A 19,843-nucleotide genomic window follows, 5' to 3' on the forward strand; every position below is an offset into this window, starting at 1 on the left:
GTGCCGGGAGCCGGGAGCCGGGAGCCGGGAGCCGGGAGCCGGGAGCCGGGAGCCGGGAGCCGGGAGCCGGGAGCCGGGAGCCGGGAGCCGGGAGCCGAAAGGCCGTCTGACCTGGTTGTGTGCGATCCTGCCCTCGGGCGGAGGTACGCGATGGAGTCCGACGAGCGCATTCTCGTCCCGGTGGGACGCGACGCCGCACGCTGGCGGACCTTCGGTGGCGAACGCACGATCGTGGTCGCCGCCCGGACGGTGACGTCGCTGGTACGCGTACTCGACGTGGTGCCCGAGATCGTCCACGACGACCCGCGGATCGCCGTCGTCTTCGCATACGACCCCACCTCCGCCTTCAACGACGGCGTTCTCGACCTGCTCCGGACGCTGGGCTGTCGCACTCTCCCGTGGCCCCAGCTCGCCGAGATCGAGCCCGACCTGCTCGTCTCCGCCTCCGAGAACATCAAGGTCCCGCCCGGCGACTACCCGGTCCTGGTGCTCCCGCACGGGGTCGGCTTCCACAAGCAGGTCCCCGATTCCGCCGGCCCGGGCACCCGCCTGTCCGGACTGGTCCACGACGACCTGCTGGCGGCGGGGCGGGCCCGGCTCGCCATCTCCCACCCCGACCAGGAGTCCCAGCTGGCCGCCGCCCATCCCGGCACCGCCGGCAGCACGGTGCTGGTCGGCGATCCGTGTCTCGACCGGCTACAGGCGAGCGTGCGGTGGCGGGGGCGCTACCGCTCCGCCCTGGGCGTGCGGCCCTGCCAGCGGCTGGTCCTGGTGACGTCGACCTGGGGCGAGGAGTCGCTTGCCGGGACGTGGCCGGGCCTTCCGGCCGACCTGCTGTCCCAGCTGCCGGCGGACGAGTTCCGGGTGGCACTGGTGCTGCACCCGAACGTCTGGGCGGGCCACGGTGCCTGGCAGATCCGGGTCGTGCAGCAGAGCGCCCTGGAGGCCGGCCTGATCGTCGCCGATCCCACGGACGGCTGGCAGCAAGCCCTGGTGGCCTCGGACGTAGTCATCGGGGACCACGGGTCCGTGACCCTGTACGGGGCGGCGCTCGAACGCCCCGTACTGCTCGGCGCGTTCGGGTCGGAGGCCGTTCCGGGCACGGCCGGGAGCGCGCTGCGCACGGCAGCGGGACGGCTGGACGCGGACCGGCCGCTGCTCGCGCAGGTGGCGACGGCGGTGGCCGACCACCGACCTGACCGGTACGCCGCGGTGACCGCAGCGGCCTTCGCCGAGCCCGGCCAGGCGCTGCCGAAGCTCCGTGAGCTGGTCTACGACCTCCTCGAACTCCCGCACCCGAAGCCGCCGACGCAGCCCAACCAGCCGCACCAGCCCGGCCGCGGTCCGCGTGCCTTCCCGATCCCGGCCCCGGACGCCGGACGGGCCCGGTCCCTGATGGTGAACACTTCCGTCGGGCGCGACACCGGGGGCGAACTCCTGGTGGACATACGCCGCTTCCCCGCCGCGCTGGCAGAGGGCACGGCTGAGACCGACACCGCCTTCTGGCACCTGGCCTGCGAGGTCGACGAGCCGGATACCCGTCTCATCGAGAGCGCCACGGTCATCTGCTCATCCTCGGAGGTCTTTGCCACGGAGGTCCATGCCACGGAGGCCCTTGCCTTGGAGGCGGGGCGGCAGCGCGTCGTTGCCCTTCTGAACGACTTCCCCGGAGCCCGCATCGCGGCGCTGCCCGGCGTGGCCGGCTGCACCGTCGGGATGCGCGACGGGCGGCTGATCCACGTCCGTACCGCCGAGGGGGCGGGCACCGACCCCGGCACCGCCGCCGCAGTGGTCTACGCGTGCCTTCGGCTCGATCTCCCCCTCGACGCCACCACTGTGCTCGTGGCTCACGGCGCGCGACGGCAGCGGCTGCTGCTCCGTTCGGTGCCGCCGGCGACGGATCAGCCGGCAGCCGCGAGCCGGGCCAGGACCGCCGTCGCGCGGGGGCTGCCGCCCTCTTCGTAGACCGCCAGCGCTCGGCGCAGGCAGCTCTTGACCCGCACCGGATCGGCCAGTAGGTCCGCCAGGTCCTCCAGGGCAAGGGCCTCATAGTGCGAGGCCCCGGCGGCGCGCAGGTCGTCGGCGGCCCGGGACAGGGCACCGGCTGCCTCCGCGCGCGCACCGGTACGGGCCAGGACCCGGCCGGTGTCGGCCAGCGACCGCGCCGCCATCCGGCCGTCGCCCAGGGCCAGGAATGCCTCCCGAGCCCGGCCGAGAGCGGTCAGGGCCGCCGCGTGATCACCGGTCGCGCTCTGCGCGCAGCCCAGGAAATGGCGGGCAAGAGCCTCCCCGCGCTGCTCCCCGGCCTCGGCGTTGAGGGCGAGCGACATCCGGTACGCGTCCACCGCCCGGGCCGGGTCGTGCACGTCCCAGTAGCGGCCCAGGAACTCCTGAACCGAGGCCTGGAGCACCAGGTGTCCCGACTCCACGGCGCGCTGCTCGGCCAGGTCGAGCTGTGCCTTGGCCTCTTCGTCCCGCCCCAGGTCGAGCAGCGGCCGGGACAGCAGGCTGCGCAGCCGGGCCTCGGCTGCCGCGTTGCCGTCCCGCCGGGCCGCTTCGGCGCCCAGGTCAAGGGACTCCCGCCAGTCCGCGAGGTGCCGGTGGTGGAGGAAGAGCACGGTGAACGCCTCGGCCGTCTGCCAGACGGTGCGGTCCAGCCCGAAGGCGGCTGCCGCCCGCAGCACGGCGAGGACGTTGGCGCGTTCGGCTTCCAGCCAGCTGATGGCGTCACGGCCGGGGTCGGTCCCCCCGGCGAACGGCCCGTCGGTGCCGGGGCCTGACGTACCCGCGTCACGGGCGAGTTGGACGATCCGGAGACGATCGGCCCGGACCGCGAGATCCGCAGCGACGGTCAGCGCGAGGTAGTGACCGGCCACCCGCCGGACCGTGTCGCGTTCCGCGTCGGCCGGGTCGAGGGCGCGGGCGGCGGCCCGGGCGTGCAGCCGGACCAGGCCGTGCAGGGTGTACCTGCCGTCGTCCGTCACCGCGAGCATGCTCGCGGCCTCCAGTACGTCCAGGGCTTCCTGGACCCGGTCCCCGGTGTCCGGCCCGGCGGCCGCCGCGGCGACGGCGGTGTCGAAGCTCAGGCCGGGCAGCAGGCCGAGGACCCGGTACACGCGGGCGGCGGACTCGGGGAGGTCCCGGTAAGCGAGTTCGAGGGCTGCGGACACGGTGCGCTCCTCGTGGGGTGAGGACACGGCGATGCGACTGAGGCGGCTCTGCTCGTCGAAGAGTTCGGTGACCAGCGCGCCGATCGTGAGGCGGCGCTGTGTGAGCAGCCGCGCACCGCAGATGCGCAGGGCGAGCGGCAGCCCGCCGCAGAGGTCGGCCAGCCGGGCCGCGGCCTCGGCTTCGTCGGCGATCCGCTGGGGACCGCAGAGGACCGACAGCAGCTCCAGTGAGCTGTCGGTCCCGAGGACTTCGAGCTGGAACAGGGATGCGCCGTCGAGCACGAGCTCACCGAGGCGCCAGGTGCTGGTCGCCAGTACGGCGCTGCCGGGCCCTTGCGGGACGAGGGCCTTCACTTGCGCCGGATGCGTCACGTCGTCCAGCACCACCAGCATCTGGTGCCTGGCGGACAGGTCCCGGTAGAGAGCCGTACGGTCGGCGAGTCCCGCGGGGAGGTACGGGTCGCCCACGCCGAGGGCGCGCAAGCAGATGGCAAGGGCTTCGGAGACGTCCCCGCCGGTGCCGCCGCGCAGGCCCGCGAAGTCGATGAAGATCTGTCCGCTCGGGAAGCGCGGTTTGTTGTTGTGGGCCCACTGGCAGGCAGCGGCTGTCTTGCCGATCCCGGGGAGCCCGCTGAAGACGCCGATCGGGCAGTCGGCGGAGCCGCCGTACGCGAGTAAGCCGTCGAGCTCGGCCAGCGGCTCCTGGCGGTTGACGAAGCCACGCGGCGGCCGGGGGACCTGGTCGGGACGCCGGTCGGGTGGCGCCGTCTCCTGCCCCGTGTGGTGGTAGTTGAAGGTGATGCCGCCGTGGACGACGCCGGCCTGGGCCAGCTGCCCCCGCACACTGCCGGAGAGGTCATTCCTGATCCCTGGTTGCCCCGGGCGTTCCGGACCGTCCTGCACGCTCACGAACCACCGCCTCCCGGGATCTCCAGCCCGTAGTCACGGTACTGGACCCGGGGCGAGGAGGGAGGGGTTCCGAGCCCGCCACGATCAGGAATCCGGTCTTCGAGGGCGACCAACGGCCCCGCGACGGAGTCCCGTGCTGTCGTGGTCGCTGATCCGGCACTGGGCCCGGATCCTCGTCTCCTCGCCGCATCGGACGGCGTACGGAGAACACAGCGGCGCACCATGCCCCAACAGCGGTGGCGCACACGGGACATGACGACGCGTACGATCCGGACACGGTAGGGGGCTGAGACCGGAGCCGGCGTAGCGGAACTGCTCCCTCTGCGGGACGTTCGGCCTAAGGTTGAGGGGATCCGTCGCCCGACACAGCCAACGAGGGAGCCCAGTATGGACCCGATCACCGCAGCGGCCCTCGCCGCGCTGGCCGGCGGAGTCGGCGGCGAAGCGGGACGCCACGCATGGCAAGGACTCATCGCGCTGGTGCGGCGGCCGTTCGGACGCGCCGCGACGCAGGGGGCGGACGACGCCGCAGCACCCCTGATCAGCTCCGGCGAACTCGAAGTCGCCGCGCTGGAGGGAGAGCCGGCCGACCCACTGCGCGCCCAGGCGCTGGCCACTGCCCTCGGCGTACGCGCCGCCCTGGACAGCGAGTTCCGCACGCTGCTGGACGAGTGGTGGCAACGGGCGCAGGCCGGCTCTTCGGGCGGTGACGTGCACAACAGCATCGGGGGCAACGTCGAAAGCGGCGCCACCGTGGTCCAGAGCCGGGACGTCTCCGCCCTCACCTTCAACATGTCGGGCCCCGCCGCCTCCCACGAGAGGACTGATCGCTAGCGGCTCTCCGAAGCCCTGGCCGGGCTTCGCGGGGCCAGGGCGGCTCGGTACAACACTACGCTCGCAGCGAGCTGTCCGGCGATCCGGAAGAGGTTCCCCGTCAGCCCGGCGATCGATGAGGGCAGTGGCCGAGGCACACCGCGCGGCTGGAGCGAGGGGACGGCATGGGGTCGGTTGAGTTGCTTGTCGTGTTGCGGCGGGGCTCCCGCACGCCGCTCCAGCAGCAGATCACCGAGCAGATCACCGCTCTCGTTCGGGCCGGGCGGCTTCGGCCCGGGGACGTGGTGCCTGCCTCTCGTGAGCTCGCCCGGCAGCTCGACGTGTCGCGGACCGTCGTCACCCGGGCCTATGAGCTGCTGCGTGCCAACAACGTCCTCGTCGCCCGGCGCGGCTCCCGCACCCGCGTCGCACCGGGCCCCGCCCCGGGACCAGGCCCCGGCCAACGCGTGGCCCGCACGGCCAGACACCAACCCCCGCCCCCCGCACCCGAGTTGGCGCCCCTCCCGCCCCGCCCCACCGACGGCAGCAGCGCGCTCTGGCAGCCCTGGGACACCACGCCGAGCCTCCGTCCCGACGGTGCGGTCGACTTCCGGCACGGTACGCCCGCGCTCGCCGAGTTCCCCATGGCCCGCTGGCGCCAGTCCCTGCACAGCGCCTACGGCCGCGCGGACGCCGCCGCGCTCGGGTACGGGCCCGCCGAGGGCTCCTTCGCGCTGCGTACCGAGATCGCCACGCTGGTCCGCCAGAGCCGGGCCCTGGACGCGTCGCCCGAGCACATCATGGTCACCGGCGGCGCCACCCAGGCCCTGGACATCCTGGCCCGCACCCTGGCCGGGCCGGGTGACGTGGTCGTCATCGAGGATCCCAGCCACACCGTTCTGCGCCAGATCTTCGGCTGCTCGGGGGCCGCCGTCGTCCCCGTACCCGTCGACCCGCAGGGCCTGCGGGTCGACGACATCGACGCCCGCGTACGCGCCCACGGGCACGATCCCGGCCGCGTGAAGCTGGTGTATGTGACCCCCTCGCACCAGTTCCCCACGGGGTTCATCCTCTCCGCCGCCCGGCGGCGCGCGCTCCTGGGCTGGGCGTACGAACACGGCGCGATCATCCTGGAGGACGACTACCACAACGAGTTCACCTTCACCGGCGACCGCCTCCCCGCGCTCGCCGCCGAGCGCCACCGCGACACCGTCGTCTACGTCGGCAGCTTCAGCAAGACCCTCTTCCCCGCCCTGCGCGTCGGCTACGCCATCCTGCCGCCGCACCTCGTCCAGCCGTTCCTCGGCATCAAGTGGATCACCGACCGGCTCTCCCCCACGGTCACCCAGGACGCGCTCGCCGACTTCATCACCACCGGCGCCTACGCCCGCCACATCGGCCGCATGTCCCGCCTCTACCGCCAGCGCCGCAGCCGGCTCCTTCAGGCGCTGTACGACCACTTCGGCGCCGGGGTCCGCGTCTCCGGCGAGGCGGCGGGGCTGCACGTCCTGGTCACGCTGACCGGGGCGCGCGGAGTTTCGGAGGACCGGCTCGCCGAGGCCGCGGCCCGCCACGGGGTGCGGATCTACCCCGCGTCCGGCTACTTCGTCCAGGACCCGCCCGCCGAGCCCTCCTTCCTCATGGGGTACGCCGCCCTGCCCGCGCCCCGGATCACTCAGGGCGTCGCGGTGCTCGCCGGCGCCGTACGCGAGGCGCTGGGCCCGCCCCGGACCGGCTCATCCTCGGCCGGCTCATCCCGCTTCCCCGCCGACGCGCCCCACCTCCCGGCCTCCGCCGCCCGGCGACGCTCCTCCAGCGGCCTCGACTGATGATCCGTCAGTACGCCCTTCTAGATCACCAGGCGCGCGTACGCCCTGCGGCGCGACGGGCCGCGTCCTCACCAGGGCGAACCCGGCCATGCCCACGAGCGGGGCGCACAGCAGGACCAGGAAGACGGCGCGGTGTCCCTCGGCCGTCCACAGCGCGCCCAGGCCCGCCGGCACGGCCAGCCGCGCGAGCCCCAGGACGGATCCGCCCAGCGCCATGAGGCGGCCCACCCGGCGCTCCTCCACCTGGTCGGCCACGTACGTGGGCACCACGACGGACGCGATGATCTCGCCGAGCGTCCACACCACCGTGGAGAGCAGCAGCGCGGGCAGCGAGAACCCGAGGACGATCACGCAGAGCCCGAGCGTCCACAGCAGCCCCGCGACCAGCAGCGGCCGCTTGACGCCGTGGCCGCGCAGGCGCTTCTCGATCGGCAGACCGAGGCCGACCACGACGACACTGTTGATCGTGTAGACCACCCCGACCAGGCCCGCCGAACCGTGCAGGACCGTGGTGACGGTGAGGGGCAGCGCATATTCGAGGCCGATGAGCGGGACGACGTAGAAGAAGGAGAGCAGGACCAGGAGGCGGACGTGGCGGTGGTGCCGGTCGTGGCGGGGGTGCCGGTCGCGGCGGGGGCGGTCCCGTTGTGGCGTGACTGCCGAAACCCCGCGTCGCGTACGGGAGTTGGCCGTCGTCGCCACGCTCGTACGCCCGTCGTGCGGTATCCAGCGCCTGATCAATTCGGCGCACAGCAGGCTCGCGAGGATGTCGCCCGCGAACATGACACGGTAGGAGTACGCGGCGGCCAGGCCGCCGAGGAGTGGGCCCACCCCCATGCCCAGGTTGGTGGCGATGTAGCCCACCGTGTACGCGAACGGGCGCTGCTCGCGGGTGGTCAGGGCGGCCACCAGGGTGTTGGAGGCGGGGCCGAACATGCCCGTGCCGGTGAGGGCGACGAACAGCGGCGTCGCGTACGTCCAGGGCGGGCCGTCCAGCACCGCGAGGCCGAGGTTTCCGGCGGCGTTGAGGACCAGTGCGGTCAGGAGGGCGGCGCGCCGGCCCCCGCGCTCGCACACCGGCCCGCTCAGCAGGCTGCCGGCCAGGAGTCCCGTGCCGGCGACGCTGATGAGCAGGCCCGCGGCGCCGGGATCGAGGCCCTTTCCCCGGACCAGGTACACGGTGAGGAGCGGGAAGACGAACATGCCGGCCCGGTTGACGAAGGTGGCGACGAACAACGCCTGGAGCGGGAGCGGCAGTTGGCGCAGGCGGCTCGGCCCGCTCATGGCTGCGGGGCCGGGGCCGTCTCCACGCGGAAGCTGTCCCGTACCGCCTTGAAGCGGGTGCATACGTCGTCGAAGTCGGCGCCCTCGCAGACGTACCAGCCCAGGACGTCGTTGGAGGCGGTCGGCGGGGTGAGGACGTCGCCGACGCGTTTCCACACGTCCGCGTCCACCACGCCGTCCAGCGCGGTCAGTTCGGCTGCCGAGGTGATCGCGGTGATCGTCCCGTACTGGCTCGACGACAGGTACTCGGTGCCGGTCTCCGGGCCGAGGCGGGCGGCGGGGCGGTGGCCGGGGTCGAGTTCCAGGCGGCACCATTCGCCGGCCAGGTTGATGCCGCGCCCGGCCTCGATGGCCGGCACGATCGAGCCGCCGCCGGCCCGGGCCCCGGCCTCGCCGAAGACGATGTCGCCGTCGTCCAGGAGGAAGAACTCGGCGTGCGCGACGCCCGTGCCGAGGCCGAAGCCGCCCACCACGACGGTGTTCAGGTCCAAGACGCGCCGCTCACCGGGGGTCAGGCCGTACTTGCGGGAGATGGTGCCGCCGGGTTCGTCGAGGTAGTCCAGGACGGAGTACGTGTACTGGGACAGCTGCGCGAAGACGGGCTCGCCGCCCTGGAAGAGGGAGTCGACGTGGTACTCGGTGCCGCAGATGAACTCCTCGACCCGGTACTCGTGCCGGTCGTCGCCCATCTTCGCCCAGGCGAGGTCGAGTTCGGCCCGGTCGTCCACGCGGTAGGTGTTGCCGCAGGCCCAGCCCGCGTGCGGTTTGACGACGACGGGGTAGCCGGCCCGCTCGGCGAACTCCGCGACCGCCGTGAGGGTGTCGGGGCGGCAGGAGTGGGCCACGCGCACGCCCAGTTCCTCGGCCCTGCGGTGCATGACGTTCTTGTCCCGGAAGTTGAGGGCCTGCTCCGGGGTGAGGCCGGGTATCCCGTGCTCCTTGCGGGCCCGGCTCACGGGCAGGACGTCGCCCTCGAAGAGGGGAAAGATCCTCTCGATGCGGTGCTCGGTGACGATGCGGGCGACGGCGGCGCGCAGGGCCGCCGGGTCGTCGAGGTCGGCGTGGTACCGCGCGAGCCCGTCCGCCTCGGGCGCCCGTGAGCCGGCCGGCAGCAGCGCCACCGTGGCCACGCCGAGCTCGGCGGCGGCCGCGACGACGCCGCGGAACTGGGTGGTGTAGCGCCCGGCGGCGGGGCGGTGGACCACGAGGATCGAGGGGTTCATGGGGTGCTCCTCAGCGACTGCGGGACGATCCGCCACGCGCCGGGCCCCGGCGCACGGAAGGCGCCCCCGGGGACGAGCCCCGCCCCCGAGGACCCCGCCGACAGTACGGAGCACACCCGGCCCCGGATGTGACCAATTCCCGGCAATTCCTGTAGTCCACTTGCCCGCCACCACCCCGGCCGGCCAGGCACCCCGCGACCAGGACGTATCGCGACGGCGGTGTGTTCCCCGGCAGGGTCGAGGTGGCGGCTCCTTTCGCCGTGGGGATCGGCCTCGGGCAGGTCTGATGCCGGGACCCGGGCGACGGGCGACGGGCGACGGGCGACGCAGGGCGTCGGCTTCGGATTGGGCTCAGGGGCTGGGGCGGTGGGTCCAGGCGGTCAGGGGTGGGGTGGGGGTGGGCTGGGGGGAACGGGTCCAGCCCCAGGACGTGAAGGCCGCCGCGGCCGCCGTGTTCGTGGGGGTGATCAGGGCCGTGAGCAGGTCGGCCTCCTGGCGTTCCAGGAGTCTTTCCTTCAGGCGGGTGGCGACGCCCGCGCGGCGGCGGGCGGGCAGCACCATGAGTTCGGCGAGCGCGAACACCCGGTCGGACGCGGCCAGTTCCTCGTCGCCGTCGGTCGCCGCCCCGCGAAAACCGTGCCACCACTCGCCTTCGCGGCCCGGCGGGTAGCCGTACGCGCAGCCGAGCAGGAACGGGTCCCCCGCGATGATCATGTCGAAGCCGGGCCGCTGCACATCCTGCGCGAAGCGGCGCAGGAAGCCGTCCCGGCCCAGGAACCCGCCCGGCACGCCGGGTGCGCCGGGCGCGGCGGGCACGTTCTCGTAGGCCGCCACGTACAGATCCGCGACGGATTCCCGCTGCTGCTCGGCCTGCCATCGCGACAGCCGCCGCAAGAACACCTCTGTCATCGCAACAGCGTGGCAGGTCACGGCGGTTCGCGGAACAGGCCGGAGCGATGGGTGCGGCGGGTGGGATGCCCGTTCCCCCCGTGCCGCCGCCGCGCGTTGACCCGATCTCCCGTGCCCCGCACACTGGCCGGACCATGAACGACGAACCGATCGTGACCCTCCACGGCGAGCGCGCGCTCATCGACCGGGCCGGGCATCTGTTCGCGGGGGCACGGCGGGAGTTCCTTGTGGCCGCGGCCGACCCGGTGACCTGGTCGGTCGGGGTGCGCACCGCGTTCGCCGCCGGGCTGCGCCCCACCACCGAGCCGGGCGGCGTGGCCCTGCGCAAGCTCTACACCCCGCGGGCGCTTGCCGACGCGCGCGCCGAGCTGCGGCTGACCAGGATGGCCGCCAAGGGCGCGCAGATCCGGATCTCCCCGGCGCCGCTGGTCCAGGAGACCATCGTGCTCGACCGGCGCGTCGCCATCCTGGCGGGTGTCCCCACCCGGGGCGCCCGCACGTACACGGTGATCCGTTCGCCCGATGTCGTCGCGGGTCTCAGGACGCTCGTCCACGCCGCGTGGGAGACCTCCCTCGACCTCGACGACCATCTGCGCCGGCCTCCCGCCGCGCTGGGCTCGGAGGGGCGGCGGATCCTGCGGATGCTCGGGTCGGGGCACACCGACGAGGCGGCGGCCCGGCACCTCGGCATGTCGCTGCGTACGTACCGGCGGCGGGTCGCCGATGTGATGGACGCGCTCGGCGCCACCTCCCGGTTCCAGGCGGGACTCCGCGCGCGCGAGCTGGTGGACGACCAGGTGTGAGGCGCGACGAGGACTTCGGTGACTCGCCGGCCCTGCTCGCACCGTGCTGGGCGGCGCCCAACTCGACGGTGCGGGCGCCCAGTTGGTGGTGCCTTCGGACCGCTGCGGGGCGCGCTGCGTCAGCGGCATCACCCGGGCGCGCCTCGGTACGTACGCCCGGCCGGAGGGGCTCGTCCGCTGAACCAGGGTTCGCACGCACGGGCCGGGAAGGGACGCGCCGCTCGGCCGTACGGAGCTGCCGCGCTCACCCCGGACACCATCACCTCACCGGCCGAGCCGGCACTATGGGGCCTCGCAGCCCACGTAACACGGCGCGCGCGGGCGCGCCCGGTGACGGTACGCGCGCCGGGCGGCTCTCCCTCTAATCGGTTAATTAGGTTCTTCACGGACATGCCCATGACGGCGTCCGGGGATACACGGCTGGTGACCCGCCCAGCCTGTCCCTGACACCCCGGAGTTCGCCTCGTGGAGACCACAGACACCGTGTGGAGCTGCCCCTTCGACTACGCCGACGCACTCGAATTCGACCCCCAGCTCCAGCGGATGCTGACCGAGGAGCCGGTCGCCCGGATCCGGATGGCGTACGGGGAGGGCGAGGCGTGGCTCGTCACCCGCTACGAGGACGTGCGCACGGTGACCACCGACCGCCGCTTCAGCCGCAGCGCCGTCATCGGCCGGGACTTTCCGCGCATGACGCCCGAGCCCATCGTGCAGGACGAGTCGATCAACCTCATGGACCCGCCGGCCAGCAGCCGGCTGCGCAGCCTGGTCGCCAAGAGCTTCGCCCCCAAGCACGTGGCGCGGATGCGCGAGCGCACCCAGCGCGTGGTCGACGGACTCCTCGACGCGATGGCAGCGCACGGCTCACCCGCCGATTACGTCGAGCACATCGCCGCGCCGCTCCCCCTCGTCACCATCTGCGAGGTCCTGGCCATCCCGGACGGCGAACGGGACTGGCTGCGCGCCCACGCGCTGACCATGATGAACATCGGGGCCGCCGGGCGGGAGGCCGCCGTGCGGGCCAAGGCGGAGCTGCGCGCCTACTTCACCGACCTCACCGCCGCCCGCCGCCGCGCCCCCGGCGACGATCTGATCTCCACCCTCGCCACCGCCCGCGACGGCGATGAACTCTTGGACGACCAAGAGCTCGCCGTGATGGCGATGGTCCTGCTCATCACCGGCCAGGACACCACCACCTACCAGCTCGGCAACATCGCGTACACGCTCCTGACCAGGCCGGACATCCTCGACGGCCTGCGCACGCACCCGGAGCGCTTCCCCTCGGTCCTCGACGAACTGCTCCGCTTCATCCCGTTCCGCAAGGGCGTCGGCATCCCCCGGGTCGCCACCGAGGACGTCGAGCTGAGCGGGGTGCTCATCCGGGCCGGGGACATCGTCCACGTCTCCTATCTCACCGCCAACCGCGACTCCGGCAAGTTCGACCGGGCCCACGAGGTCGACCTGGAACGGGGCACGGTCCCGCACATGACGTTCGGCTGGGGCGCGCACCACTGCCTCGGCGCCCCGCTCGCCCAGATGGAGCTGGAGGTGGCGTTCACCTCCCTGCTCACCCGCTTCCCCGGCCTCCGCCTGGCCGGCGCCCCCACCGACGTGCCGTGGAACACCCACTCCATCTGGCGCCACCCGCTCAGCCTTCCGGTCGCCTGGTGACCGACCCCCACCAACTGAAGGGCAGTTAGATGGCCACCCTGTGCCGACCGGCGGTCGCCGTACCCGACCATGTCATCACCCAGGAACAGACCCTGGCGATCGCCCGCGAGACCCACGCCGACCACCCCCAACTCGGCCTGGTCCTGCGCCTGATCGAGAACACCGGCGTCCTGACCCGCCACCTCGTCCAGCCGGTCGAGGAGACGCTGGCCCACCCCGGCTTCGAGATCCGCAACCGGATGTACGAGGCCGAGGCCAAGCGGCGGGTGCCCGACGTGGTGCGCCGGGCGCTCGCCCACGCCGAGGTCGAGGCCGCCGACATCGACCTGCTCGTCTACGTGTCGTGCACGGGCTTCATGATGCCCTCACTGACCGCCTGGATGATCAACACGATGGGCTTCCGCTCCGACACCCGCCAGCTGCCCATCGCCCAGCTCGGCTGCGCGGCGGGCGGCGCGGCGATCAACCGGGCGCACGACTTCATCACGGCCTACCCGGGCTCCAACGTGCTGATCGTGTCGTGCGAGTTCTGCTCGCTGCTCTACCAGCCCACCGACATCGGGGTCGGCTCGCTGCTCTCCAACGGCCTGTTCGGGGACGCCCTTTCGGCCGCCGTGGTACGCGGTGAGGGCGGCGTCGGCATGCGGATCGAGCGCAACGGCTCCCATCTGGTGCCGGACACCGAGGACTGGATCTCCTACGCGGTGCGCGAGACGGGTTTCCACTTCCAGCTCGACAAGCGGGTGCCCGGCACCATGGAGATGCTGGCCCCCGCCCTCAAAACCCTTGTGTCGCAGCACAGTTGGGAGGTCGGCGCGCTGGACTTCTACATCGTGCACGCGGGTGGTCCGCGCATCCTGGACGACCTGTGCCACTTCCTCGACCTCGGCCCTGAGATGTTCCGCTTCAGCCGCAGCACCCTCACCGAGCGCGGCAACATCGCGAGCTCGGTCGTCTTCGACGCGCTGGCCCGGCTCTTCGACGAGGGCGGCATGGACGACGGCGCCCGGGGTCTGATCGCGGGCTTCGGGCCCGGCATCACCGCGGAGATCGGCGTGGGCAGCTGGAACGCGGGCCCGCAGCTGGACGAAGAGCTCAGCGCGATGGCCGCCCGGGTCTGAGGCCAGGGCGGCCCAGCGGCAGTTGGGCTGCGCCTACTCGTTGACCAGTACGGGAAGGGAGAGCACCGCGCCGGCCGGCGTGGCGCCCAGGGACGCGGGCACGATCTCGAAGTCGATGCCCGCGCCCTCGGCGGGCGGCACCTGGCCGGCCCCGTGCGCCCCCTGCCCCTGGCGCCCCTCCTGCCCCTCGTGGCCCTCTTCGGCGTAGTGGTAGGAGCCGGTGCCCAGGAGCTTGCCGTCGGCGTCGTAGTAGGCGGCGCGCAGCTCAAGGGCGATCAGCTCGCTGACGTCCGAGGTGACGGCGAGGTGCCCGGTCACCGCCGACCGCGCGCCGATCGCGGCCCCCGTGACCTTCACGCGGTCGCTGAACGGCCCCTGTTCCAGGCGTACTTCACCCCGCGCGAGCTTCTGGTACGCGGCGGGAGCTGCGGCCTGGCGCGGCGCGGTGAAGCTCACCGAGGGGACGGGGCCGGGCTCCGCCGCCCCCTCGGTCCGCCCGCCGCCGGACCCGCCGCCGCAGCCGGTCACCAGGGCGAGGGCGAGGACGGCCAGGACGGCGGGGGCCGTGATGCGGCTCGGACTCATGACGTACGACTCCTGTGCGGTGCTCGGACGGGGCGTTCGGGACGCGGCGGGCGGGGTGCGGCGGACGGGGTGCGCGGGCCGGGTGCGGCGGGCGGGACGGGGGCGGTCAGGCGCGCGGCGCGCGGCCGAACAGCGAGCCGTACATCTTCCCGTACAGGTCGGTGTTGAGCTGGCTCGCCGCGAACCGGGCGGCGCCGGGGCCGTAGGCGAAGATCGGCACGTCCGCGCCGGTGTGGTTCCCGGAGAGATAGGTCAGCCACAGGCTGGCCTCAAGGCTGCCGTCCTTGACGCCCTTGGGGTCGTCGGGGGTGCGGAAGGTGGCCGGGGCGAAGTTCTTCGCGTCGCCCGCGCCCGCGCCGTTGACGGGACCGGTGGAGCGGGACCGGTCCTTGTCGCCCGAAGTGGCGCGCGAGGGAAGGGAGTTGTTGGCCGGGTTGCCGGAGTCCGTGTTGGACGGGGGCGCCGCCGCCTCGGCGTTGGTGTAGGTGCCCTTCTCGACGATGTTGAAGCCCGCGCACTCGTGGTCGGCGGTGACGACGACCAGGGTGTGGCCGTCCCGCTTCGCGAAGTCGGTGGCCGCCTTGACCGCGTCGTCGAACGCCTTGACCTCGGCGAGCGTCTGCGCGGCGTCGTTGGCGTGGCTGCGCTTGTCGATCTGGGCGCCCTCGATCTGGAGGAAGAAGCCCTTCCGGGAGCGGCCGTCGAGCAGGTCGATCGACTTCTTCGCCATCTCGGCGAGGGTGGGTTCCTGCTGCTGCGGGGCGTTCGCGGGCAGCGCCGCCTTCGCCGCCTCGACGGTGAGGTTGCCCCGGTTGAAGAGGCCGACGACCTTCCTTCCGTGCGCCTTGTCGAGGTCGGCCCGGGTCGCCACCCGCTGCGTACCGGCGTTCTGCGTGGGCGACTTGGGGTCGCCGAAGGAGCCGAGCACCTGGTAGCCCTGCTGGACCAGCGCCTGCTGGTCGTCGGGCTCGAAGCGGGCGAGGCCGCCGCCGAACACCACGTCGGCGGTGCCGTTGCGGGCGATCTGCTCGGCGATCGGGGTGATCAGCGTCTTGTCGGCGGGCGCCTTCTCGTAGCCGCCGTCGGCGTTCTTGGGCAGGCACGCCGCGTCGGAGTACGTGGGGCCCTGGCAGCCGCGCAGCAGCGCGTGGCTGAACTGGGCGGCGGGCGTGGCGTCGGTGATCTCGGCGGTCGAGACGTTGCCGGTGGCGAAGCCGGCCGCCTTGGCCTGCTCCATGAGCGTGGCGCGCTTCTTCTCGTAACTGTCCACGCCGATCGCGGCGTTGTACGTCTTGACGCCCGAGGCCCAGGCGGTCGCGGCACTCGCCGAGTCCGTCACCAGGGCGGGACGGTCGCTGCCCTTCTCGACGGCGTAGGTGGCGACCGCGCCGGTGTAGGGCAGCTTCTCCATGTTCAGCTTGCCCTGGGCGCCGTAGTAGCGCTCGCGGCCGGCGGTGACGTGGGTGCGGCCCATGCCGTCGCCGAGCAGGTAGATGACGTTGTGGATCTCGCGGCCGCCGTCGCCGCCGTGCCCGTGCCGGGGCGTGGAGCTGGCGGTGACGGCCGTGGAGGCGGCGACCGCGGAGGCCGCCGCGAACACCGCGAGCACCTTCAAGGTGGTGTGTCTCATGGCCGCGAAGCTATGAGCCGTAAGTGAACGGACCACAAGGACCGGGCGACGCCGACGCGAACGCCTTTGCCTTCCTTATAACGTTTCCGCCCCCGCGCTTTACCTCCCGTTGCCTCCCGCCCCGGCGCACGCGCGGGCGCGGCCTCAGTGCCGTCTCAGTGCCGCCTCACCCGTAGGAGAGGTTGGAGCAGATGTTGTCGTCGGCCGAGCGGGCGGCGTCCACGACGGAGGAGGGGACCTCGGCGGGAGCGCCGGTACTGGGTGAGGCACCCCCGGCGCTCTCCTTGTACTGCGTGCCCAGGATCACGCTCAGGCCCGGCTTCTTGCCCTGGCGAAGCAGCGCGCCGGGGAAGTGCGTCTCCAGCGTCTTGGCCTTGGCGTCCTCGCCCGGGCCGTACTGGATGACGGTGTGCGTGTAGTCCTGCGTGGCGGCGGTGGTGGCGCCGGTCACCGTGAAGCCCGCGCTCTTCAGCGACTCGGCGGCGGTGCTCGCCAGGCCCTTGGCGGTGGTGCCGTTGTAGACGGCGACCGCGATGCCCTTGCCGGACTCGGGCGCCGCCTGCGACGCGGAGGCGGCGGGCGTGGGGCTCGCGCCCTTGGCGCCGGCGTCCTGGCCGTCCACGGTCTTGTCCGCGCGCAGCGCCGCGAACAGCGCGTCCGCCTCCGGCTTCACGACGGCCACGCGCGGGCCCTCGTACCGCCAGGGCAGGGTGACGAACTTGGTGTTGTGCAGGTCGATGCCCTTCATCGACATCGCGAACGAGATCAGCTTGCTGGCGGAGCCGAGGCTGGAGTCGACGGTCATCGACTTGGTGGCCGCGTTGGCGAGCGGGAGCAGCGAGGTCGGGTCGAGGCCGTTGCCCTTGACCTGCTTGATCAGGCTGCCGATGAACGCCTGCTGACGCTTGATGCGGCCGATGTCGGAGCCGTCGCCGATGCCGTGCCGGATGCGCACGTAGTCCAGTGCCTTCGCGCCGGAGACCTTCTGCGGGCCCTTGGCGAACACCAGGGTGCCCTTGCGGTGGAGGTTCGGGTTGAGGTCACCCTGGTAGACGTTGTTGGGGACGCAGACCTCGACGCCGCCGACGGCCTCGGTCATCTTCGCGAAGCCCTCGAAGTCCATCACCATCGTGTGGTCCACGCGGAGCCCGGTGAGCTTTTCGACGGTGTTCTGGGTGCACGCGGGGTTGCCCTCGACCGTCTCGCCCACCTCGAACGCCGAGTTGAACATCTCGTTGTGCTTCTCCTTGGTCCAGCTGCCGTTCGGGAGCTTGCACGGGGGTATGTCGACCAGGGAGTCGCGGGGTATGGAGACCGCGACGGCGTGCTTCTGGTCCGCGTACACATGCAGCAGGAGCGCGGTGTCCGAGCGGCCGATGTCGCCCTTGCCGTGGCCGTACTGGGCGTTGTCGCCCGAGCGGGTGTCGGAGCCGAGGATCAGGACGTTCGAGCCCGCGCTTGAGGCGGCGGGCCGGTTGGCGGAGACGCCGCCGTCGTCGAACGTCTTGATGTTGCCGTTCAGCTGGAAGTAGATCCAGCCGCCGCCCGCGACGGCCAGGACGACCACGGAGAGACTGGTGATGCCGATGAGGCGCGCGCGGCTGCGCTTCTTGCCGCGCCTCGGCGCGGCCGGTTCCTCACCCTCGCGCCTGCTTGCCGCTCCCGCTTTGTGGCTCCCGGCCATCGGACCCCTCATCCCTCATTCGCGCCTCTTCTGTAGAGGAGACGGTGAGTCGTACGGTCTGGTTGTACAGTTGCGCAATGTAGCAAGTCTCATTAAGAGCCATCAGCCCCAGCCGGGCGAGAATCCGGCCGGACGACAACGGCTGTAGGACGCGAACGAGAGAGGACCGCGGGATGTTCCTGCGCAACGGGCTCGAACCCTGGCACCTGCTGATCGTGGCCGTAGTACTGATCCTGCTGTTCGGCTCGAAGAAGCTGCCCGACACGGCACGCGCGCTCGGCAAGTCCCTGCGCATCCTCAAGAGCGAGACCAAGGCGATGCGCGAGGACGGTTCGGCTCCGGCCACCGCCGCCGCGCCGGTCGCCCACGTCACCCCGGCCCCGGCCCCCGCGGAGACCCCGGCGCACCCGGCCCCGTAACCTGCCCCTCAACTCGCTCACCGTACGCTCGGCGGCCATGGAACAGCTGCCGACGTACGACGACGTGGTCCGCGCGCACGAGCGGATCACCCCGCACGCCCACCGCACTCCGGTCCTGACCTCCCGGCTCACCGACGCGGAGCTCGGCCTGAGCGCGTACTTCAAGTGCGAGAACCTCCAGCGCATGGGGGCCTTCAAGTTCCGTGGCGCGTTCAACGCGCTGTCGCGGTTCGACGCGGGACAGCGGCGGGCCGGCGTGGTCGCCTACTCCTCCGGCAACCACGCGCAGGCCATCGCGCTCAGTGCCGCCCTGCTCGACATCCCGGCGACCATCGTCATGCCGCACGACGCGCCCGCCGCCAAGCTGGCCGCGACCCGGGGGTACGGGGCGGAGGTCGTGATCTACGACCGGTGGAGCGAGGACCGCGAGGAGATCGGCGCGGCGCTCGCGAAGGAGCGCGGCCTCACCCTCGTACCGCCCTACGACCACCCCGATGTCATGGCCGGCCAGGGCACCGCCGCCAAGGAACTCTTCGAGGAGACCGGCCCGCTCGACGCGCTGTTCGTGCCGCTCGGCGGCGGCGGCCTCCTTTCGGGCACCCTGCTCGCCGCCGGCGCCCTCGCGCCCGACTGCGCGGTGTACGGGGTCGAGCCCGAGGCCGGCGACGACGGCCGCCAGTCGCTGCGGGCGGGCCGCATCGTGCACATCGACACCCCCGACACCCTCGCCGACGGCGCCCAGACCCAGCACCTGGGCACCCGGCCCTTCCCCCTGATCCGCGACCACGTGAGCGACATCCTCACCGCCTCCGACGCCCAACTCGTCGACGGCATGCGGCTGTTCGCGTCCCGCCTGAAGATGGTCGTCGAGCCGACGGGCTGCCTCGGACTCGCCGGCGCCCGGGCCCTGGCCGAGCGCTACCGGGGCAAGCGGGTGGGCGTCATCATCAGCGGCGGCAACGTGGACCTGGACCGTTTCGCTCGGCTGGTGGGCGGGTGAGCGGGGGCGGCCGGGTCCGTGGCGCCGGCAGGGCCGGACCCGTCACCGGCGCAGCCGCTCGCCCCGAGGGTGGATGCCTGAGGCATGCATTCGGCCGCAACGCCGGGCGCCGTAGGCGTTGCGGCCTCGGAGCACGGCCCCGGGCCGGGCATGGCCGCACCAAGCGAAGACCCGGCCGGTGAACCGCCGGCCGGATTCACGCTCGCACGGCGCCGGAATCGGGCAGCCGTATCCGGACAGGTCACCCGTCCCCATGTCGCGTACGGACCCCGCCCGACGTACCGGCTGACCAGCACGAACCCGCAGGACCAGCACCGACCGTATTGAGCCGCCCCAAGATCCGGCCCAGGCGTTCCGGGCTCGCGGTGCGCGCCTGACCACAGATACTCGGTCCCAAATCTGAGCGATCGCACGGACGTGCCATATACGCCACGACATGGCGTGTAGATCAGCTCGCGAGCCCATGACTGAACGGGGGAACCGTGAGAGATGCCGGAGGATCAGCCGGTTCTGTCGGCACGCGTCTGAACCAGATCCCGGCCGATGGGGGCGGGGGCCAACCCGCTTTCGGCCAGCCGGATTTGGCGTCGTCGCCCACGCAGAAGCGTGCTGCGGCCCAAGCCATTCAAGATCACATCGAGCCCGACACCACGGACGCGGGGAATTCGGCCGACTCCGATAGCCAAGGAGTCGTGAAGGCATTCGGACCCAAGGACGGGCATGGATGGCTCACGTCCAAAGGTATGGCGAAGGTCCAGTCAGTCTGGGGTGACCAGGTGCGGAACCTCACGCG

15 protein-coding genes are annotated in these 19,843 nt (G+C 72.5%); 8 read left to right on the forward strand and 7 right to left on the reverse strand.

The window, feature by feature from the left end:
* The first annotated feature begins 150 nt into the window (after positions 1-150).
* A complete protein-coding gene (locus tag ACFYM2_RS01370) occupies positions 151-1,965 on the forward strand; it encodes a hypothetical protein (RefSeq protein ID WP_388832389.1) in 1,815 nt (604 codons plus the stop codon).
* Here ACFYM2_RS01370 and ACFYM2_RS01375 read toward each other — a convergent pair.
* On the reverse strand, positions 1,902-4,079 hold the full coding sequence (locus tag ACFYM2_RS01375; protein WP_359006851.1) for an NB-ARC domain-containing protein: 2,178 nt from the start codon (positions 4,077-4,079) through the stop codon (positions 1,902-1,904). The genes ACFYM2_RS01370 and ACFYM2_RS01375 overlap by 64 nt on opposite strands.
* A gap of 387 nt (positions 4,080-4,466) precedes the next feature.
* Here ACFYM2_RS01375 and ACFYM2_RS01380 point away from each other — a divergent pair, with 387 nt between their 5' ends.
* Positions 4,467-4,913 (forward strand): hypothetical protein, encoded by a 447-nt coding sequence (locus ACFYM2_RS01380; protein ID WP_359006854.1) that lies wholly within the window; start codon positions 4,467-4,469, stop codon positions 4,911-4,913.
* Between the two features lie 164 nt (positions 4,914-5,077).
* Positions 5,078-6,721, forward strand: a complete 1,644-nt coding sequence (locus ACFYM2_RS01385) for a PLP-dependent aminotransferase family protein (RefSeq protein ID WP_388832393.1) — start codon at positions 5,078-5,080, stop codon at positions 6,719-6,721.
* Here the strand turns inward: ACFYM2_RS01385 and ACFYM2_RS01390 are convergent.
* The 3 genes from ACFYM2_RS01390 to ACFYM2_RS01400 form a co-directional block, all read right to left on the reverse strand.
* Positions 6,644-8,005, reverse strand: coding sequence for an MFS transporter (locus ACFYM2_RS01390; RefSeq protein ID WP_388832396.1), 1,362 nt, complete (start codon positions 8,003-8,005; stop codon positions 6,644-6,646). The two genes, ACFYM2_RS01385 and ACFYM2_RS01390, sit on opposite strands and share 78 nt — an antisense overlap.
* Positions 8,002-9,228 carry an ATP-grasp domain-containing protein gene (locus ACFYM2_RS01395; RefSeq protein ID WP_388832399.1) on the reverse strand — a complete coding sequence of 409 codons (1,227 nt, stop codon included), beginning with the start codon at positions 9,226-9,228 and terminating at the stop codon, positions 8,002-8,004. The genes ACFYM2_RS01390 and ACFYM2_RS01395 overlap by 4 nt, the downstream gene beginning before the upstream one ends.
* 351 nt (positions 9,229-9,579) lie before the next feature.
* Positions 9,580-10,137: a hypothetical protein gene (locus tag ACFYM2_RS01400; RefSeq protein ID WP_359006863.1), complete on the reverse strand. Its 558-nt coding sequence runs from the start codon at positions 10,135-10,137 to the stop codon at positions 9,580-9,582.
* A gap of 134 nt (positions 10,138-10,271) precedes the next feature.
* Between ACFYM2_RS01400 and ACFYM2_RS01405 the strand changes: the two genes are divergently transcribed.
* The 3 genes from ACFYM2_RS01405 to ACFYM2_RS01415 all read left to right on the forward strand — a co-directional run bounded on the left by ACFYM2_RS01405 (position 10,272) and on the right by ACFYM2_RS01415 (position 13,732).
* Positions 10,272-10,940 (forward strand): DNA-binding response regulator, encoded by a 669-nt coding sequence (locus ACFYM2_RS01405; protein ID WP_388832402.1) that lies wholly within the window; start codon positions 10,272-10,274, stop codon positions 10,938-10,940.
* 465 nt (positions 10,941-11,405) lie between these two features.
* Positions 11,406-12,611: a cytochrome P450 gene (locus tag ACFYM2_RS01410; protein WP_388832405.1), complete on the forward strand. Its 1,206-nt coding sequence runs from the start codon at positions 11,406-11,408 to the stop codon at positions 12,609-12,611.
* A 29-nt stretch (positions 12,612-12,640) separates the two neighbouring features.
* Positions 12,641-13,732, forward strand: a complete 1,092-nt coding sequence (locus ACFYM2_RS01415; RefSeq protein ID WP_388832408.1) for a type III polyketide synthase — start codon at positions 12,641-12,643, stop codon at positions 13,730-13,732.
* Positions 13,733-13,765: 33 nt separating this feature from the next.
* On the opposite strand, the gene ACFYM2_RS01420 is transcribed toward ACFYM2_RS01415, so the two are convergent.
* The 3 genes from ACFYM2_RS01420 to ACFYM2_RS01430 form a co-directional block, all read right to left on the reverse strand.
* Positions 13,766-14,317, reverse strand: coding sequence for a hypothetical protein (locus ACFYM2_RS01420; RefSeq protein WP_388832411.1), 552 nt, complete (start codon positions 14,315-14,317; stop codon positions 13,766-13,768).
* 106 nt (positions 14,318-14,423) lie between these two features.
* Complete coding sequence (locus ACFYM2_RS01425) at positions 14,424-15,947, reverse strand: alkaline phosphatase (protein WP_388832414.1); 1,524 nt, start codon at positions 15,945-15,947, stop codon at positions 14,424-14,426.
* Between the two features lie 166 nt (positions 15,948-16,113).
* Positions 16,114-17,631, reverse strand: coding sequence for an LCP family protein (locus tag ACFYM2_RS01430; protein ID WP_359006880.1), 1,518 nt, complete (start codon positions 17,629-17,631; stop codon positions 16,114-16,116).
* 173 nt (positions 17,632-17,804) lie between these two features.
* On the opposite strand from ACFYM2_RS01430, the gene tatA reads away from it, so the two are divergent.
* The gene (gene tatA, locus ACFYM2_RS01435) at positions 17,805-18,050 is read left to right on the forward strand and encodes a Sec-independent protein translocase subunit TatA (RefSeq protein ID WP_388832417.1); all 246 of its coding nucleotides are present in this window, start codon (positions 17,805-17,807) and stop codon (positions 18,048-18,050) included.
* A gap of 37 nt (positions 18,051-18,087) precedes the next feature.
* Entirely contained in the window at positions 18,088-19,050 is a 963-nt protein-coding gene (locus ACFYM2_RS01440) for a threo-3-hydroxy-L-aspartate ammonia-lyase (protein WP_388832421.1), read from the forward strand.
* Positions 19,051-19,843: the final 793 nt, after the last annotated feature.

Origin of the sequence: Streptomyces sp. NPDC006711 (assembly GCF_042869775.1) — a bacterium.
GTDB lineage: Bacteria > Actinomycetota > Actinomycetes > Streptomycetales > Streptomycetaceae > Streptomyces.

Bases quoted from the DNA above. Each gene is read 5' to 3' on its own strand.
- ACFYM2_RS01395 (WP_388832399.1), bottom strand. From the start codon at position 9,228: ATGAACCCCTCGATCCTCGTGGTCCACCGCCCCGCCGCCGGGCGCTAC.
- ACFYM2_RS01390 (WP_388832396.1), bottom strand. From the start codon at position 8,005: ATGAGCGGGCCGAGCCGCCTGCGCCAACTGCCGCTCCCGCTCCAGGCG.
- ACFYM2_RS01425 (WP_388832414.1), bottom strand. From the start codon at position 15,947: ATGAGACACACCACCTTGAAGGTGCTCGCGGTGTTCGCGGCGGCCTCC.
- ACFYM2_RS01370 (WP_388832389.1), top strand. From the start codon at position 151: ATGGAGTCCGACGAGCGCATTCTCGTCCCGGTGGGACGCGACGCCGCA.
- ACFYM2_RS01385 (WP_388832393.1), top strand. From the start codon at position 5,078: ATGGGGTCGGTTGAGTTGCTTGTCGTGTTGCGGCGGGGCTCCCGCACG.
- ACFYM2_RS01430 (WP_359006880.1), bottom strand. From the start codon at position 17,631: ATGGCCGGGAGCCACAAAGCGGGAGCGGCAAGCAGGCGCGAGGGTGAG.
- ACFYM2_RS01400 (WP_359006863.1), bottom strand. From the start codon at position 10,137: ATGACAGAGGTGTTCTTGCGGCGGCTGTCGCGATGGCAGGCCGAGCAG.
- ACFYM2_RS01405 (WP_388832402.1), top strand. From the start codon at position 10,272: ATGAACGACGAACCGATCGTGACCCTCCACGGCGAGCGCGCGCTCATC.
- ACFYM2_RS01420 (WP_388832411.1), bottom strand. From the start codon at position 14,317: ATGAGTCCGAGCCGCATCACGGCCCCCGCCGTCCTGGCCGTCCTCGCC.
- ACFYM2_RS01440 (WP_388832421.1), top strand. From the start codon at position 18,088: ATGGAACAGCTGCCGACGTACGACGACGTGGTCCGCGCGCACGAGCGG.
- ACFYM2_RS01380 (WP_359006854.1), top strand. From the start codon at position 4,467: ATGGACCCGATCACCGCAGCGGCCCTCGCCGCGCTGGCCGGCGGAGTC.
- tatA (WP_388832417.1), top strand. From the start codon at position 17,805: ATGTTCCTGCGCAACGGGCTCGAACCCTGGCACCTGCTGATCGTGGCC.
- ACFYM2_RS01415 (WP_388832408.1), top strand. From the start codon at position 12,641: ATGGCCACCCTGTGCCGACCGGCGGTCGCCGTACCCGACCATGTCATC.